The organism is Mycobacterium sp. AMU20-3851 (genome assembly GCF_043974665.1).
Taxonomy (GTDB): domain Bacteria; phylum Actinomycetota; class Actinomycetes; order Mycobacteriales; family Mycobacteriaceae; genus Mycobacterium.
Genome location: NZ_CP146371.1, coordinates 1,516,993 through 1,531,754, shown reverse-complemented (window position 1 = coordinate 1,531,754; position 14,762 = coordinate 1,516,993). Strand labels below are relative to the sequence as shown.

The following is a 14,762-nucleotide window of genomic DNA, read 5'->3' as shown; positions in this document are numbered from 1 at the left end:
CCGGACTCAGTGGCGCGTGACGTCGAATGTCTCGCCGCACACCACCGCGTGCACCGGACCGTCGAATTCGGCCTTGGCCTCGGTGATGACGTCCTCGCGGGAGGTCCACGGCGGGATGTGGGTCAGCAGCAGCTCCCCGACCCCGGCGCGGGCGGCGATCTGGCCGGCCTCGGTTCCGGACAGATGCAGGTTGGGCGGGCGGTCCGGCGAATGCGTCCAGGACGCCTCACAGAGGAAGACGTCGACACCGCGCGCCAATTCGACCACCGCGTCACAGATTCCGGTGTCACCGCTGTAGGCGAACGTGACGCCGTCACGGTCGGTGAAGCGCATGCCGTAGGACTCAGTGGGATGGCACACCAGCCGCGGCTCCACCGTCAGCGCCCCCAACCGCAGCGACTGCCCGTCGACCCAGGACTGCACCTCGAAGATGTCGGAGATGTCGTCCACCTCGCCGCCCTCGGGCGAGGACGCCGCACCCAGTCGCTCCCAGGTGTGCGTCGGGCCGAGCAGCAAGGCACGGCCCTTGGGCGGGGTGGGGTGATACCGGCGCCAGACGAACAGGCCCGGCATGTCCAGGCAGTGGTCTGCATGCAGGTGCGAGAGCAACACGTTCACCGATCCGGGATCGGCATGACGCTGCAGCGCGCCGAGGACGCCGCCACCGAAGTCGAGCACCATCGGAACGGTGTCGGGTTCGGTGAGCAGATATCCGGACGCGGGCGAATCGGGGCCGACAACGCTGCCGGAACAACCCAGTACGGTGACTCGCACACGTCTAGCTTGCCATGCCCCCCAGCACGGCGGCGAAGGCATCACCGCATTGGGCGACAAGTTTCATCTTGTGTCCCCGCCGTGACCCGGAGCAGCACCGGAACGGTACGTCTCCCACCTATCAATGGCACCGTCCGCGTGGTTCGAACCACAGCAGCAAACCAGCACTCAGAGCCGCGACGGAGCCCCGGTGCGGCGTCGCTCGCGCGCCTTGCGTTCCGGTCCGGACAACACGTATGCGGCGATGAAACCGGCGATCGCACCGCACAGATGCCCCTGCCAGGACACCCCCGGGGTGCCCGGCAGCACCCCGAGCAGGATGCCGCCGTAGAGCAGCGCGACGACGACGCCGACGATGATCTCCCAGGCCGTGCGGGTGAAGAACCCGAACACGATGAGGTAGGTCAGCCAGCCGAAGATCAACCCGGAGGCGCCGATGTGGTTGGTGGTGCACTGCACGCCGACGTAGGGGCAGTGTGCGCCGATGTTGCCGATCAGCCAGGTGCCGAACCCGCCGAGCACCCAGATGATGGCGGTGGCGGCGACGAACCGGCCCATGCCCGCCAACGTCATCAGGAAGCCCAGCACGAGCGCCGGAACGGTGTTGGCGATCAGATGCGGCCAGCCGCCGTGCAGCAGCGGCGCCCAGAGGATGCCCCACAGTCCGTCGGTCTCCAGCGGGCGGATGCCGTCCTGGTCGAGCCGGTGCCCCATGACGGTGTCGACCGCCTCCATGACGTAGAGCAACGCCACGAAGCCGACGATCGTGATGCCGCCGACCAGCCAGGCCGGCTTGTTCTTCTGCTCCGGAGTGCCCGGGAGATTCATCGCCATGCCCAGTCCCCTGGTCTCAGGCCCACAACTGGCCTTCCAACGCATCCTCTGCGTCATCGAGGCTACCGGCGTACGCGCCGGTCGACAGATACTTCCAGCCCGCATCGCAGACCGTGAACGCGATATCGGCCCGTTCACCGGCCTTGACGGCCTTGGTCGCCATCCCGAGAGCGGCGTGCAGGATGGCCCCGGAGGAGATCCCGGCGAAGATGCCCTCGACCTCGACCAGTTCACGGGTGCGCTTGACGGCGTCGAAGGCCCCGACGGAGAACCGGGTGGTCAGGATCTCCGGGTCATACAGTTCGGGGACGAAGCCTTCGTCGATGTTGCGCAGCGCGTACACACCCTCGCCGTAGCGCGGCTCGGCCGCCACGATCTGGATGCCGGGGACGTGCTCGCGCAGGAACCGGCCGGTGCCCATCAGGGTCCCGGTGGTGCCGAGACCGCCGACGAAGTGGGTGATCTCGGGTAGGTCGGCCAGCAGTTCGGGGCCGGTGCCCTCGTAGTGCGCTGCGGCGTTCGCCGGGTTGCCGTACTGGTACAGCATGATCCACGAAGGATTCTGGGCGGCAAGCTCTTTCGCGGTGGCGACGGCGGTGTTCGAGCCACCCTCGGCGGGGCTGTAGATGATCTTCGCCCCGTACAGTTCCAGCAGCTGACGCCGCTCGATCGAGGTGTTCTCCGGCATCACGCAGATCATCCGGTAGCCCTTGAGCAGAGCCGCCATGGCCAGCGAGATACCGGTGTTGCCACTGGTCGGCTCGAGCAGGGTGTCCCCCGGCTTGATCAGCCCGTCGGCCTCGGCCTGCTCGATCATCCGCAGCGCCGGCCGGTCCTTGATGGACCCGGTCGGGTTGCGGTCCTCGAGCTTGGCCCAGATCCGGACGTGCGGGCCGTTCTCGTCGGCGTCCCAGCGCGGGGACAGCCGCTGCAGTCCGACGAGCGGGGTGTTCCCGAGCGCCTCCAGCAGCGAGTCGTAACGCACTCCTAGCCTCCGGCGACGGCAGGCAGGATGGTGACGGAGTCGCCGTCGGCGATCACCGTCTCCAGGCCGCCGGAGAATCGGACGTCCTCGTCGTTGACGTAGATGTTGACGAAGCGGTGCAGCTTGCCCGCCTTGTCGGGGTCCACCAGCCGCTCGGAGATCCCGGAATAGTTGGATTCCAGGTCGGCGATGACGGCCGCCAGGGTGTCCCCGGCGGCGCTGACCCGCTTCTGCCCACCGGTGTGGGTACGCAGGATGGTCGGAATGGAAACTTCTACAGCCACTGCTAATCCTTACTTGTAGTACTCGACGATGCTGACAGGTTCTTCGGTGACGACGCCGTCGACGATGCGGTAGCTGCGCAGTTCGTGCACCTCGGGATCGCGGGTGGACACCAGCACATAGTGCGCGTCCGGTTCCGCGGCGATGGCGACGTCGGTGCGGCTCGGGTAGGCCTCGGTGCCGGTATGCGAGTGGTAGATGACCACCGGCACCTCGTCGGCGGCGTCCATGGCCTTCCACACCTTGAGGTGCTCCATGGAGTCGAACCGGTAGAAGGTCGGCGAGCGCTCCGCGTTGACCATCGGGATGAAGCGTTCGGGACGATCCGAACCCTCCGGTCCAGCGATCACTCCGCAGGCTTCGTCGGGATGGTCGGCACGCGCGTGGGTGACCATGGCATCAACCAGGTCGGCGCGAATCACCAGCACGTCAGGGCTCCATATTCTCGGTCGGTTTTCTCGGGTCGATCGCAATCATGCGAATGCACCGGGCAACAGGCCACGATAGGTGGGTATTCCGGCGACGCTCTGCGCGGCCAGCACTCCGACGAGGACCGCGCGGGCCAGACAGTCCGCTGCGGCGGCTCCGATCGCGGTCAGTGCGGCGGTTTCCGGAGACATCGCCGCCGGGGTCTTCTCCGAGGTCGGCAGGGTCACCGCGCCGGTGGCCAGTGCGAACACCGTGTCACCGTCGACCGGGGTGTGCGCCGGCCGGATGCTGTGCGCCAGCCCGTCCTGTGCGGCGACCGCGATGCGGCGACAACCCGCCGGGCTCACCGCGGCGTCCGTGGCCACCACCGCGATGGTGGTGTTCAACGGGCCGCTCTCCTTGTCGAGGCGGGCGAACTCGGCTATCTGATCGGCCGGCGGTGCGGTCAGGCCGAACTGCCTGATCAGGTCGGCCATCCACGGCAGCCCGGTCGCGGGGTCGACGACGTTGCCGCCCGAATTCACCGCGACGACGGCCCCGACGGTGACCCCGAGGTCGGCCAACCTGATCGAGGCGGTGCCGAGTCCGCCCTTGAGCACCCCGGCGCGCGCACCGGCACCGGCGCCGACGCAACCGATCGCCACATCAGTGCCGGCGGCCTGCACCGCCGTATAGCCGAACTCCGCGGTCGGCCGGCAGCCCCAGCCGCCGACGGGCAGGTCGAAGATGACCGCGCCCGGCACGATCGGCACCACCCCGCCGTCCATCTGTACTCCGCGGCCCTGCTCCTCCAGCCAGGTCATCACGCCGTCGGCGGCCGCCAGCCCGTAGGCGCTGCCACCGGTGAGCAGCACAGCATCGACATGCCGCACGCTGTTGGCCGGGTCCAGCAGATCGGTTTCGCGGCTTCCCGGGGCGCCGCCGCGGCAGTCCACCGCGCCGACGGTGCCCTCGGGTGCGAGCACCACCGTGCTGCCGCACGCCCACCCGGAACCGAGGGTGGCGTCGTCGTCGATGCGGTGGTGGTGGCCGACCCGGATGCCGGCGACGTCGGTGATGGAACCGAAGCTCATCGCGACCCCATCAGGCTGAGCACCAGGTACTCCTGCAGCACGGTCAGCCACTGGTACACGTCGAGGTGGCCGGCCATCGGGTGCCCGGGCGGCAACTGGTCGAGACCCTCGGGGCCGATCTCCAGCATCGCCCCGAGCGCCAGGCGCACGTCGTTGACGGCCGACGCCCAGGCCTGCGCATCGTCCTCGGACAGCTCGAACTTGCCGCCGTTCTCCGGCAGTGTGTCCAAGAGCCGTTGCGCGGCTTCGCGTTTCGCATCGATGATGGCCGGCTCGTGCAGGCTGCGCAGCGCACTGTTCAAACTGTCCGCGGCGGCCGAACCGGCGGGATGCCCGTTCCGCGACCGGAAGAAATCCGGCAGCAACCGCTTCATCGTCTCGTCCTCGGGCGGGGACGAGTGGCCGGTGCGGATCCCGGTGATCTCGCTGAGTTCGTCAGCCGGAGCGGCGGATTCGCGGTCGTCGAGCATGCCGGTCAACGAGCTCACCAGGTTGCGCAGCAGCCCCGCCTCGTGCGGCGCCAGCGAGGTCCGGAACCGTGGCCCGTCGACACCGTCGATCCGCTTCCACTTCCGCACGTGATCAGCGGTCCTGCTGCATGGTGGCCCATAGTCCCGCGGAGTGCAGCTTGGTGACGTCGACCTCCATCGACTCCCGGCTGCCGGCCGAGACGACGGCCTTGCCCTCGGTGTGCACCTGCATCATCAGTTTGGTGGCATGCGGTTCGGAGTACCCGAACAGTTTCTGGAAGACGTAGGTCACGTACGACATCAGGTTGACCGGATCGTCCCACACGATCGTCACCCAGGGAGTGTCGGCGGCGGCGTCTTCGCGGCGGTCCACATCGGCCGCGTGGTCCTCCCGAGTACCCGGCTTTGTCCGCGCTGGGGTAACCATGAGGCACAGGATACCGGGGCCTCACCGCGCGCCCGAATCCGAACGGTACCGATACGGTGAGACCGTGAACGAGGGCGCGGGCGACGCTTGCGAGGTGATCGGATGACCGGTACCGCACTGCTGACCGACAAGTACGAGCTAACCATGCTGGCGGCGGCGTTACAGGACGGTTCGGCGCACCGGCGGTGCACGTTCGAGGTCTTCGCCCGCCGGCTGCCCGAGGGCCGCCGCTACGGAGTGGTCGCCGGCACGGGCCGGCTCCTGGAAGCCCTGGCGCAGTTCACCTTCGATGAGCGGGCACTGGACTCGGTGGCAGGCTTCCTGGACCCGGACACGCTGGCGTTCCTGTCCGCCTACCGGTTCAGCGGCGATATCGACGGCTATCCGGAGGGCGAACTGTTCTTCCCGCACTCACCGGTGCTGACGGTGCGCGGCACCTTCGCCGAGAGCGTCATCCTGGAGACCCTGGCGCTGTCCATCCTCAATCACGACAGCGCCATCGCCTCGGCGGCGGCCCGCATGGTCTCGGCGGCGCGCGGCCGCCGGATCATCGAGATGGGCTCGCGGCGCACCCACGAGGAGGCCGCCGTCGCCTCGGCCCGCGCAGCCTGGATCGCCGGGTTCGCCGGCAGTTCCAACCTGGCCGCCCAGCAGCGCTACGGCGTGCCTGCCCTGGGTACCAGCGCACACGCGTTCACCCTGCTGCACACCACGGCCGAGGGCACCGACGACCCCACCGCCCGGGATCTGAGCGAACGCGCCGCGTTCGCCGCGCAGGTGCAGGCGCTCGGCGTCGGCACCACCCTGCTGGTGGACACCTACGACATCACCGCCGGGGTGGCCAACGCCATCGCGGTGGCCGGCCCCGAATTGGGGGCCGTGCGCATCGATTCGGGAGATCTGGGGGTGTTGGCCGGGCAGGTGCGCAAACAACTCGACGACCTCGGTGCGCGCAACACCAGGATCGTGGTGTCCGGTGACCTCGACGAGTTCGCCATCGCCGCGCTGCGCGCCGAACCCGTCGACAGCTACGGCGTGGGGACCTCCCTGGTCACCGGGTCCGGGGCACCCACCGCCGGCATGGTCTACAAGCTCGTCGAGGTCGACGGCATCCCGGTCCAGAAGCGCAGCGCGCACAAGGCCTCCCAGGGCGGCAGCAAACAGGCCCTGCGGCTGGCCAAACCATCGGGCACCGTGGTCGAAGAGGTGGTGTACCCCGCCGGGCAGCCCCCGCAGGCCGAGAACGGTTACCGCGCGCAATCACTGTCTGTCGCGTTGGTTCGCGACGGCGAGCCGGTCCACCGACCCGACCTCGACGACGCCCGGGCCCGCGTCGCGGCCGGGCTGCACAGTCTGCCCTGGGACGGTCTGAAGCTGTCCAAGGGTGAGCCGGCCATCCCGACCCGCGTCATCTCCGCCGGCCCGTCGTGACCAAGAGTTCGGCGCCCCGGCGCTCCACCCGCCCGGACCCGGTCACCGACCTGTTGGCCTCCGCGGTCACCGCGCTCGGCGGGGCGCAGCGTCCGGGACAGGTGCAGATGGCCGAGGCCGTCAGCGAGGCCTTCGAGACCGGCCGCCATCTCGCCGTGCAGGCCGGGACCGGCACCGGCAAATCGCTGGCCTATCTGGTGCCCTCCATCGCGCGGGCGGTGGCGGCCAACGAGCCGGTGGTGGTGTCCACCGCGACCATCGCCCTGCAACGTCAGCTCGTCGACCGCGATCTGCCCCGGCTGGCCGACGCACTGACCCCGCACCTGCCCCGGCGCCCGACCTTCGCGCTGCTGAAGGGGCGCGGAAACTACTTGTGCCTGAACAAGATCCACAACGGAGCGGCGGAGCCCGACGAACTGCCCCAGGAGGAGTTGTTCGACGCGGTGGCCGCCACCGCGCTGGGGCGCGACGTGAAACGGCTGACCGACTGGTCGTCGGATACCGAGACCGGTGACCGGGACGAACTGGTCCCCGGGGTGCCGGACCGGTCCTGGGGCCAGGTCAGCGTCTCGGCCCGCGAATGCATCGGGGTCTCCCGGTGCCCGTTCAGCACCGACTGCTTCTCGGAGAAGGCGCGCGCCAAGGCGGGCACCGCCGACGTGGTCGTCACCAACCACGCACTGCTGGCCATCGACGCCATCGCGGATGCCTCGGTGCTGCCCGAGCACAGCCTGCTGGTGGTCGACGAAGCCCACGAACTGTCCGACCGGGTCACCGGGGTGGCCACCGGCGAACTGTCCGCGGCCGCGCTCGGGGCGGCACAACGCAGGCTGGGACGACTGGTCGCCGACGAACTCGCCGAGCGGTTCGAGGCGGCCGGAGCCAATCTGTCCGCGGCGATCTTCGATGCCGAGCCGGGGCGGATCGATCACCTCGACGAGGAGCTGGCCACCTATCTGACCGCGTTGCGGGACGCGGCGTTCGTCATCCGCTCGGCGATCGACACCACCCCGTCGGATCCGCAGGCGGCCGCGGCCCGGACCGAGGCCGTCACCGCGGTGACCGAGATCGGTGACATCGCGGCGCGCATGCTGGATTCGTTCGGGCCCGCGATCCCGGACAGACATGACGTGGTGTGGCTCGATCAGGTGGAGAACAACCGTGGCGGGGCCCGACGCGCCATCCTGCGGGTGGCACCGCTGTCGGTCGCAGGATTGTTGCGCACCAGGCTTTTTCAGCACTGCACCACGGTGTTGACCTCGGCGACGCTGACCATCGGCGGCAACTTCGACGCGATGGCCGGCGCGTGGGGGCTCAACGGCGGGGATCCACCGCCCAAGTGGCACGGCCTGGACGTCGGTTCGCCGTTCGATCACGCCAAGTCCGGAATCCTCTATGTAGCCAAGCATCTGCCGCCGCCCGGCCGCGACGGCACCGGCTCGCCCGCCCAGCTCGACGAGATCGAGGCGCTCATCAACGCCGCGGGCGGGCGCACACTGGGCCTGTTCTCCTCGATGCGCGCGGCCCGGGCGACCGCCGAGGTGATGGCCGAACGGCTGTCCACGCCGGTGCTGTGTCAGGGTGAGGACACCACCGCCGCCCTGGTGCAGCGGTTCGCCGACGATGAACAGACCTCGCTGTTCGGCACGCTGTCGCTGTGGCAGGGCGTCGACGTCCCCGGCCCCACCCTGTCCCTGGTGCTGATCGACCGGATTCCGTTCCCCCGCCCTGACGACCCGCTGCTGACCGCGCGTCAGCGGGCCATCGCCGCCCGCGGCGGCAACGGGTTCATGGCGGTGGCGGCCAACCATGCCGCGCTGCTGCTGTCGCAGGGGGCCGGGCGGCTGCTGCGCCGCGTCGACGACCGTGGCGTGGTGGCGGTGCTCGATTCGCGGATGGCGACGGCCCGCTACGGGGGCTACCTGCGCTCCTCGTTGCCGCCGTTCTGGGCGACGACCGATCCCGAACGGGTGATCGCCGCACTCAAACGGCTACGCGGCGCCTGACCGGCCCGGTCGGGCACGGCGAGGCCGGATCTTCATTATTCTGACAGCCGAATGCGGCATGCCCGTCCGGGCGCACCGAAAGGCGGGGGCACATGAGGCAGCCGGGGCGAGCGAAGCGACGGGAGAACAAGCCGGGGCGAGCGAAGCGGCGGGAGAACAGCCCGCGGAGTCGGCAGTTGGCGAGAGTAGCGCTGGCCGCCTGCATCGCGGTGCTGCTCAGTTCCTGCGGCCAATCCCTACCGGGCACCCCGGTCTCGGTATTCGCCGACCCGTTCCGGGTGGCGGGTCTGCCCGCCACCGATGGGCCCACCGGCCTGCGCGATGACGCGGCCGAACCGACCCGCGAGGTGACCGACACCGACGGCGGTGAGATCGACCATCTCGCGATCAGTTCGGTCAGCGACATCGAGGAATTCTGGGAGACCGCCTACCCGGAGACCTTCGGCGAGGAGTTCACCCCGGTGACCGACGTGATCTCCTGGGACGCCGATGGTTTCGACGGCGTCTTCTGCGGTGTCGACACCTACAACCTGGTCAATGCCGCGTTCTGTCACGACGACAAGACGATTGGCTGGGATCGCGGCGTGCTGCTGCCCGCCCTGCGCGATGCCAATGGCGACATGGCCGTCACGATGGTGCTCGCCCACGAGTACGGCCATGCCGTGCAGAAACAGGCGGGACTGATCACCCGGTCGACACCGACCCTGGTGTCCGAGCAGCAGGCCGATTGCCTGGCAGGGGTCTACATGCGCTGGGTCGCCGAGGACAATTCACCGCGCTTCACGCTCTCCACCGGTGACGGGTTGAACAATCTGCTGGCGGCGATGATCGCGTTCCGCGACCCGCTGCTCAGCGAGAGCGATCTGGCGGCCGGTGAGGACGAACACGGATCGGCCTTCGAGCGGGTCTCGGCGTTCCAGTTCGGCTTCACCGACGGCGCCGCATCCTGCGCCTCGATGGACCCGGCCGAGATCAAACAGCGCCGCGGGGATCTGCCGGTGCTGTTGCCGGAGAACCAGTCCGGTGAGCTGTTGATCACCGAGGATTCCGTGCGGTCCATCATCGACGCGATGAACATCCTGTTCGAACCGGCCGATCCGCCCGTCCTCACCTTCGAACCGCAGGACTGCCCGGACGCCGACTCCGACGCCGCGGCGACGTTCTGTCCGGCCACCAACACCATCGCGGTGAATCTGCCGGCGCTGGAAGAGCTCGGCGCGCAATCCGACGACGACACCGGGCTGACCACCGGCGACAACACCGCCTACTCGGTGCTGATGTCGCGGTACATGCAGTCACTTCAGCATCAGCGTGGCGGGGTCGCGCTGGACACCGCGCAGGCCGCGCTGCGCACCGCCTGCCTGACCGGTGTCGCCACCGCGAAGCTGTCCCAGGAGGTCAGCACCCCCGACGGCAACACCATCCAGCTCACCGCCGGTGATGTCGACGAAGCGGTTTCGGGCATCCTGCTCAACGGTCTGGTGGCCAGCGACGTCAACGGGGAATCGGTGCCGTCCGGTTTCTCCCGCATCGACGCGTTCCGGGTCGGCGTGCTGGGCGAGCCGGACCGCTGCTTCAAGCGCTTCCCCTGATCAGACCACCTTGGTCGCGCCGTAATAGGCCAGCACCGAATCGGATTCGTCGGTGGAGCGGGTCAGGAAGGCGAACGAGCGGATGAAGGACTGCCCAACACAACCGTCGATCTTGACCTGGAAATTGCTGACCAGCACCCACGGATCAGTTCCCCGGAACTCCTTTTCGGTGACCGGGACGATGTTGACGATGCCCGGCTTCAGACCCACCGCCACACCGCCGGTGACCGGTGTGGTCAGCACCGGTATCAGCCCGTCCAGCGCCGGGTCGGCGACGTCGACGCCGGCCAGCCCGACCGAGGGGGACGCACCGGCGGTGCCGGTGATGGTCACACCGTTGGAGGTGCTCATGTCGATGCCGCAGCCGATCTGGTAGCCGACCTCGAGAACGCCCTCGGGGATGTCGGTCCCCGGACCGACGATGTTGCCTCTGAACGTGCCGCCCACGACGTAACTGCGGGAGGACAGCGCGGTGGTCAACGGCGCCGAGACGAGTTGGGTCTCGTCGCTCGCCGACAGGGTGAGCCGCCAGCCATCCGGGGTTTCGGTGCTGACCGGCGGCGGCGAGAAGACCGAGCCGTGTTTCAGCCCGGCGGGCGGCGGCGGCATCGCTGCCGCGACCGGCTGGACGACCGGACTGAGCGGGGGTTCGACGGCCGGATCGATGGCGGGGGCGAACACCGGATCCACATCGGGTTCGGAGGGATCTATACCCGGGTCGGCGGCGGCGACCGGCACGCACAGCACGGCAGCCGTCATCACCACGGTCAACAGAGCAAAGGGTCGTAATACGGCAAACCCCTCAGTAGGCACCTCGAGGAACTTACGTGGCCTATATAACTGTCCGGCCACGACAAGGACACGGGCCGTGCGGGTTTGCCGTCAGCCCACCGGTAACCGCCACACGTAACCGGCCTCCAGCGCCACCCACAGCGCACCGTCGGCAGCGATGGCCATCCCGTGCGGTTCGCTCCCGGGCGGCAGATCGATGGTCGTGACCTCACCGTCGGCGCTGACCCGGGCAATCTGGTCGGCGCCCCACAGGCTGACCCACACCCCACCGGACGGATCGGCCAGCACCGCATGCGGCTTGCCTGGCAGGTCGAGTTCCTGGATCGCCTCGTCGGTTGGGATGCGGCCCAGCTTCTCGGCCAGGATCTCGGTGAACCAGACGGCGTCGTCGTGAGTGGCGGCGATGCCGACGGGACCCGAGCGCGGGGTGGGGATCTCGCGCACCCGCAGGGCGCCGGAGGGTTCGAGCCGGCCGATCGCGTTCTTCTGGTTCATCGTGAACCAGAGCGCACCGTCCGGTCCGGCGGTGATCATCGACGGGGCGCCGCCGGGCGCGGCGACCTCGGTGACCGTGCCGTCGAGGTCGATCCGGCCGATGGTGCCGGCATTCATCGCGGTGAACCAGAGCGCGCCTTCTGGTCCCGAGGCGATGCCGAACGGGGCTGCGCCGGAAGGCAATTCGATCTCAGTGAGCGCTCCCCCGGTGGTGATCCGGCCGATTCGGTCATCTCCGGAACGGGTGAACCACAGCGCGCCGTCCGGGCCCGACACGATGATCGAAGGCTTGCTGTCGGGCGCGACGTCGTACACGGTGAGCTCACCGCTATCAGTGACGCGGGCGATCTGTCCGCTGTGCACCAGCGTCACCCAGGTGGCACGGTCGGGACCTGCCGCCAGTGCGTAGGGCCCGCCGGGGACGACGACCTCCAGGATCTGGCTCATGCCAGCGTGACGAGGGCGAGTTCGTTCTCCCCCGCCAACAGCCGGTGATGCGGCAGCACCCGCACCGTGTAACCGACCGGCCCGGCCACCGGCAGCGGGGTCGTCGTCGAGAAGATCTGGTTGCCGCCCACCGTGCCGGTGTGCGTCATCGACACCGTCACCGGATCCTGCAGGACGTCGGCCGCATCGACGCGTCCCAGCACCGCCTGCACGACCACTTCGTCGGGCGCCAACCCGGCCAGATACACCGACGCCGTCAGCGTCAGTTCACTGCCCAGCAGCGGGGTATCGGGCAGACCGTAACTGTCCACATCGGTGATCTGGATCTTCGGCCATTCCTTGTGCACCCGTTGCCGATAGCCGGCCAACTGACGTGCCGCACCGAACGGCACCCCCGCGGAACCACTGTCGGGTTCGATGGTGGCCCGCAGCGACCGGGCGGCCGGCGCGTAATACTCCTCCGTGTAGTCACGCACCATCCGCGAGGCCAACACCTTGGGCCCCAACGCCTGCAGCGTGTGCCGCACCATCTCGACCCACCGCTCCGGCACCCCGTCGGCGTCGCGATCGTAGAACCTGGTGGTCACCGACGACTCCAGCAGGTCATACAGCGCGGCGGCCTCGATATCGTCGCGGCGGCTTTCGTCGGCGAGTCCGTCGGCGGTCGGGATCTCCCAACCGTTCTCGCCGTCGTACCACTCGTCCCACCAGCCGTCCCGGATGGACAGATTCAATCCACCGTTGAGCGCGCTCTTCATCCCGGAGGTGCCGCAGGCCTCCAGCGGGCGCAGCGGGTTGTTCAGCCACACGTCGCAACCCCAATACAGCAACCGGGCCATCGACATGTCGTAGTCGGGCAGGAACGCGATGCGATGCCGCACCTCAGAGCGGTCGGCGAATCGCACGATCTGCTGGATCAGCGCCTTGCCGCCGTCGTCGGCCGGGTGCGACTTGCCCGCCACGATCAGCTGCACCGGCCGTTCGGCGTCGAGCAGCAGCTTCTGCAGGCGGTCCTGGTCACGCAGCATCAGCGTCAGCCGCTTGTAGGTGGGCACCCGGCGGGCGAACCCGACGGTCAGCACGTCCGGATCGAAAGCGGTTGCGATCCAACCCAGTTCCGCCTCCGTCGCCCCACGGTCCAGACAGGAGCGGCGCAGCCGGCTGCGCACGTCGGTGATCAGCAGAGCCCGCAACTCGCAGCGGATCCGCCACAGCTGCCCGGCGTCGACCTGTCGCAACCCCTGCCAGGTCTCGGGCTCCCGCAACAACGTCAGGTCCTCGCTGCCGAGCAGTTCTCGGCCGAGGTCCAGCCACTGCGGCGCCGCCCACGTCGGTGCGTGCACACCGTTGGTGATCGAGCCGATCGGCACCTCTTCCGGATCGAAACCCGGCCACAGCTCCGCGAACATCTCCCGGCTGACCCGACCGTGCAGCAGCGATACCCCGTTGGCCCGCTGCGCCAGCCGCAAACCCATGTGGGCCATGTTGAACTTCGACGGATCGTCCTCGGCGCCGAAGGCGATCACCCGGTCCGTCGATACCCCGGGGAGCAGCTTGGTGGCTTCGCCGAAATAGCGCCGCACCATCTCGACCGGGAACCGGTCGATACCCGCGGGCACCGGCGTATGCGTGGTGAACACCGTCGACGAGCGGACCACCGTGAGCGCGGTGTCGAAGTCCAGTCCGGCGTCGATGAGTTCACGGATCCGCTCGAGGCCGAGGAAACCGGCGTGCCCCTCGTTCATGTGGAACACCTCCGGGGCCGGCAGTCCCTCCACCTCCGTGTACGCCCGGATGGCCCGGACGCCGCCGATTCCGGCCAGGATCTCCTGCTTGATCCGGTGCTCCTGATCACCTCCGTAGAGTCGATCGGTCACCCCGCGCAACTCGTGCTCGTTCTCGCCGATGTCGGAATCCAGCAACAGCAACGGGATTCGTCCGACCTGAGCCACCCAGACGTGTGCGAACAGCTGTGCACCGTCGGGCATCGCCAATTCGATGAGCACTGCCTGACCGGCGGCGTCGGTGAGTAAGCGCAGCGGCAGGCCCTGCGGATCCAGCGACGGGTACGTCTCGTGCTGCCACCCGTCAGCTGTCAGGGACTGCCGGAAATAGCCCGAGCGGTAGTACAAGCCGACCGCGATCAGCGGCAGTCCCAGATCCGAGGCGGACTTCAGATGATCGCCGGCCAGGATGCCCAGGCCACCGGAGTAGTTGGGCAACACCTCGGCCACCCCGAACTCCATGGAGAAATAGGCGATGCCGTGCGGCAGTTCGACACCGTCGGCGGCCTGGTCCTGGTACCACAACGGCCGGCTCAGGTATTCGTCGAGTTCGGCGGACAGGCTGTCGACGCGCTGCAGAAAACCCTCATCGGCGGCGAGTTCGTCGAGCCGCCGCGGGCTCACCGCGCCGAGCAGCGCCACCGGGTCCGCGCCGACCTGGCCCCACAACGACGGTTCGACGGCCTCGAACAGATCCTGCGTCGGTTTGTGCCACGACCATCGCAGGTTGACCGAGAGTTTCTCCAATGCGGCGAGCCGCTCTGGAAGATGGGCCCGGACGGTGAACCTGCGGAGAGCCTTCACACGAGCCAACCTTACTTACCGATCGGCCGTCGGCACCGGGCAACCGCGCTCCAGGTACCGGTTCGATCAACCAACCCGCACAACTATGTGTCCCGGCCACTAGGTTGGGTACTCAGAGTCGGTAACAAGCGCGTCGA

The 14,762-nt window shown here is 68.7% G+C and carries 14 protein-coding genes; 3 read left to right on the top strand and 11 right to left on the bottom strand.

The window, feature by feature from the left end; genetic code table 11:
- Nucleotides 1-6: 6 nt before the first annotated feature.
- The 8 genes from V4U86_RS07460 to clpS all read right to left on the bottom strand — a co-directional run bounded on the left by V4U86_RS07460 (nt 7) and on the right by clpS (nt 5,274).
- Nucleotides 7-774, bottom strand: coding sequence for a cyclic nucleotide-degrading phosphodiesterase (locus tag V4U86_RS07460; RefSeq protein WP_395310627.1), 768 nt, complete (start codon nt 772-774; stop codon nt 7-9).
- A gap of 168 nt (nt 775-942) precedes the next feature.
- Nucleotides 943-1,608, bottom strand: a complete 666-nt coding sequence (locus V4U86_RS07455) for a rhomboid family intramembrane serine protease (protein ID WP_395310626.1) — start codon at nt 1,606-1,608, stop codon at nt 943-945.
- Nucleotides 1,609-1,624: 16 nt separating this feature from the next.
- A complete protein-coding gene (locus V4U86_RS07450) occupies nt 1,625-2,593 on the bottom strand; it encodes a cysteine synthase (RefSeq protein ID WP_395310625.1) in 969 nt (322 codons plus the stop codon).
- Nucleotides 2,594-2,595: 2 nt separating this feature from the next.
- Nucleotides 2,596-2,877 carry a MoaD/ThiS family protein gene (locus tag V4U86_RS07445; RefSeq protein ID WP_395310624.1) on the bottom strand — a complete coding sequence of 94 codons (282 nt, stop codon included), beginning with the start codon at nt 2,875-2,877 and terminating at the stop codon, nt 2,596-2,598.
- A 9-nt stretch (nt 2,878-2,886) separates the two neighbouring features.
- Complete coding sequence (locus V4U86_RS07440; RefSeq protein WP_395311951.1) at nt 2,887-3,270, bottom strand: Mov34/MPN/PAD-1 family protein; 384 nt, start codon at nt 3,268-3,270, stop codon at nt 2,887-2,889.
- Nucleotides 3,271-3,348: 78 nt separating this feature from the next.
- Complete coding sequence (locus V4U86_RS07435) at nt 3,349-4,377, bottom strand: P1 family peptidase (RefSeq protein WP_395310623.1); 1,029 nt, start codon at nt 4,375-4,377, stop codon at nt 3,349-3,351.
- Nucleotides 4,374-4,955, bottom strand: a complete 582-nt coding sequence (locus V4U86_RS07430) for a DUF2017 domain-containing protein (protein ID WP_395310622.1) — start codon at nt 4,953-4,955, stop codon at nt 4,374-4,376. Before V4U86_RS07430 ends, V4U86_RS07435 begins: the two co-directional genes overlap by 4 nt.
- Nucleotides 4,956-4,959: 4 nt before the next feature.
- Nucleotides 4,960-5,274 (bottom strand): ATP-dependent Clp protease adapter ClpS, encoded by a 315-nt coding sequence (gene clpS / locus V4U86_RS07425; protein WP_395310621.1) that lies wholly within the window; start codon nt 5,272-5,274, stop codon nt 4,960-4,962.
- A gap of 102 nt (nt 5,275-5,376) precedes the next feature.
- Between clpS and V4U86_RS07420 the strand changes: the two genes are divergently transcribed.
- The 3 genes from V4U86_RS07420 to V4U86_RS07410 all read left to right on the top strand — a co-directional run bounded on the left by V4U86_RS07420 (nt 5,377) and on the right by V4U86_RS07410 (nt 10,303).
- On the top strand, nt 5,377-6,705 hold the full coding sequence (locus V4U86_RS07420) for a nicotinate phosphoribosyltransferase (protein ID WP_395310620.1): 1,329 nt from the start codon (nt 5,377-5,379) through the stop codon (nt 6,703-6,705).
- The gene (locus V4U86_RS07415; protein ID WP_395310619.1) at nt 6,702-8,711 is read left to right on the top strand and encodes an ATP-dependent DNA helicase; all 2,010 of its coding nucleotides are present in this window, start codon (nt 6,702-6,704) and stop codon (nt 8,709-8,711) included. The genes V4U86_RS07420 and V4U86_RS07415 overlap by 4 nt, the downstream gene beginning before the upstream one ends.
- 176 nt (nt 8,712-8,887) lie before the next feature.
- Complete coding sequence (locus tag V4U86_RS07410) at nt 8,888-10,303, top strand: neutral zinc metallopeptidase (RefSeq protein ID WP_395310618.1); 1,416 nt, start codon at nt 8,888-8,890, stop codon at nt 10,301-10,303.
- Here V4U86_RS07410 and V4U86_RS07405 read toward each other — a convergent pair whose 3' ends face one another.
- The 3 genes from V4U86_RS07405 to glgP all read right to left on the bottom strand — a co-directional run bounded on the left by V4U86_RS07405 (nt 10,304) and on the right by glgP (nt 14,625).
- On the bottom strand, nt 10,304-11,062 hold the full coding sequence (locus V4U86_RS07405; RefSeq protein ID WP_395310617.1) for an MspA family porin: 759 nt from the start codon (nt 11,060-11,062) through the stop codon (nt 10,304-10,306).
- Between the two features lie 123 nt (nt 11,063-11,185).
- On the bottom strand, nt 11,186-12,037 hold the full coding sequence (locus V4U86_RS07400) for a virginiamycin B lyase family protein (protein WP_395310616.1): 852 nt from the start codon (nt 12,035-12,037) through the stop codon (nt 11,186-11,188).
- On the bottom strand, nt 12,034-14,625 hold the full coding sequence (gene glgP / locus V4U86_RS07395; protein ID WP_395310615.1) for an alpha-glucan family phosphorylase: 2,592 nt from the start codon (nt 14,623-14,625) through the stop codon (nt 12,034-12,036). The genes V4U86_RS07400 and glgP overlap by 4 nt, the downstream gene beginning before the upstream one ends.
- Between the last annotated feature and the right edge of the window lie 137 nt (nt 14,626-14,762).

What these genes read in the sequence shown, in the direction of transcription:
- V4U86_RS07455 (WP_395310626.1), bottom strand. Translation starts at nt 1,608, where the DNA reads ATGGCGATGAATCTCCCGGGCACTCCGGAGCAGAAGAACAAGCCGGCC.
- V4U86_RS07440 (WP_395311951.1), bottom strand. Translation starts at nt 3,270, where the DNA reads ATGGTCACCCACGCGCGTGCCGACCATCCCGACGAAGCCTGCGGAGTG.
- V4U86_RS07435 (WP_395310623.1), bottom strand. Translation starts at nt 4,377, where the DNA reads ATGAGCTTCGGTTCCATCACCGACGTCGCCGGCATCCGGGTCGGCCAC.
- clpS (WP_395310621.1), bottom strand. Translation starts at nt 5,274, where the DNA reads ATGGTTACCCCAGCGCGGACAAAGCCGGGTACTCGGGAGGACCACGCG.
- V4U86_RS07420 (WP_395310620.1), top strand. Translation starts at nt 5,377, where the DNA reads ATGACCGGTACCGCACTGCTGACCGACAAGTACGAGCTAACCATGCTG.
- V4U86_RS07405 (WP_395310617.1), bottom strand. Translation starts at nt 11,062, where the DNA reads ATGACGGCTGCCGTGCTGTGCGTGCCGGTCGCCGCCGCCGACCCGGGT.
- V4U86_RS07400 (WP_395310616.1), bottom strand. Translation starts at nt 12,037, where the DNA reads ATGAGCCAGATCCTGGAGGTCGTCGTCCCCGGCGGGCCCTACGCACTG.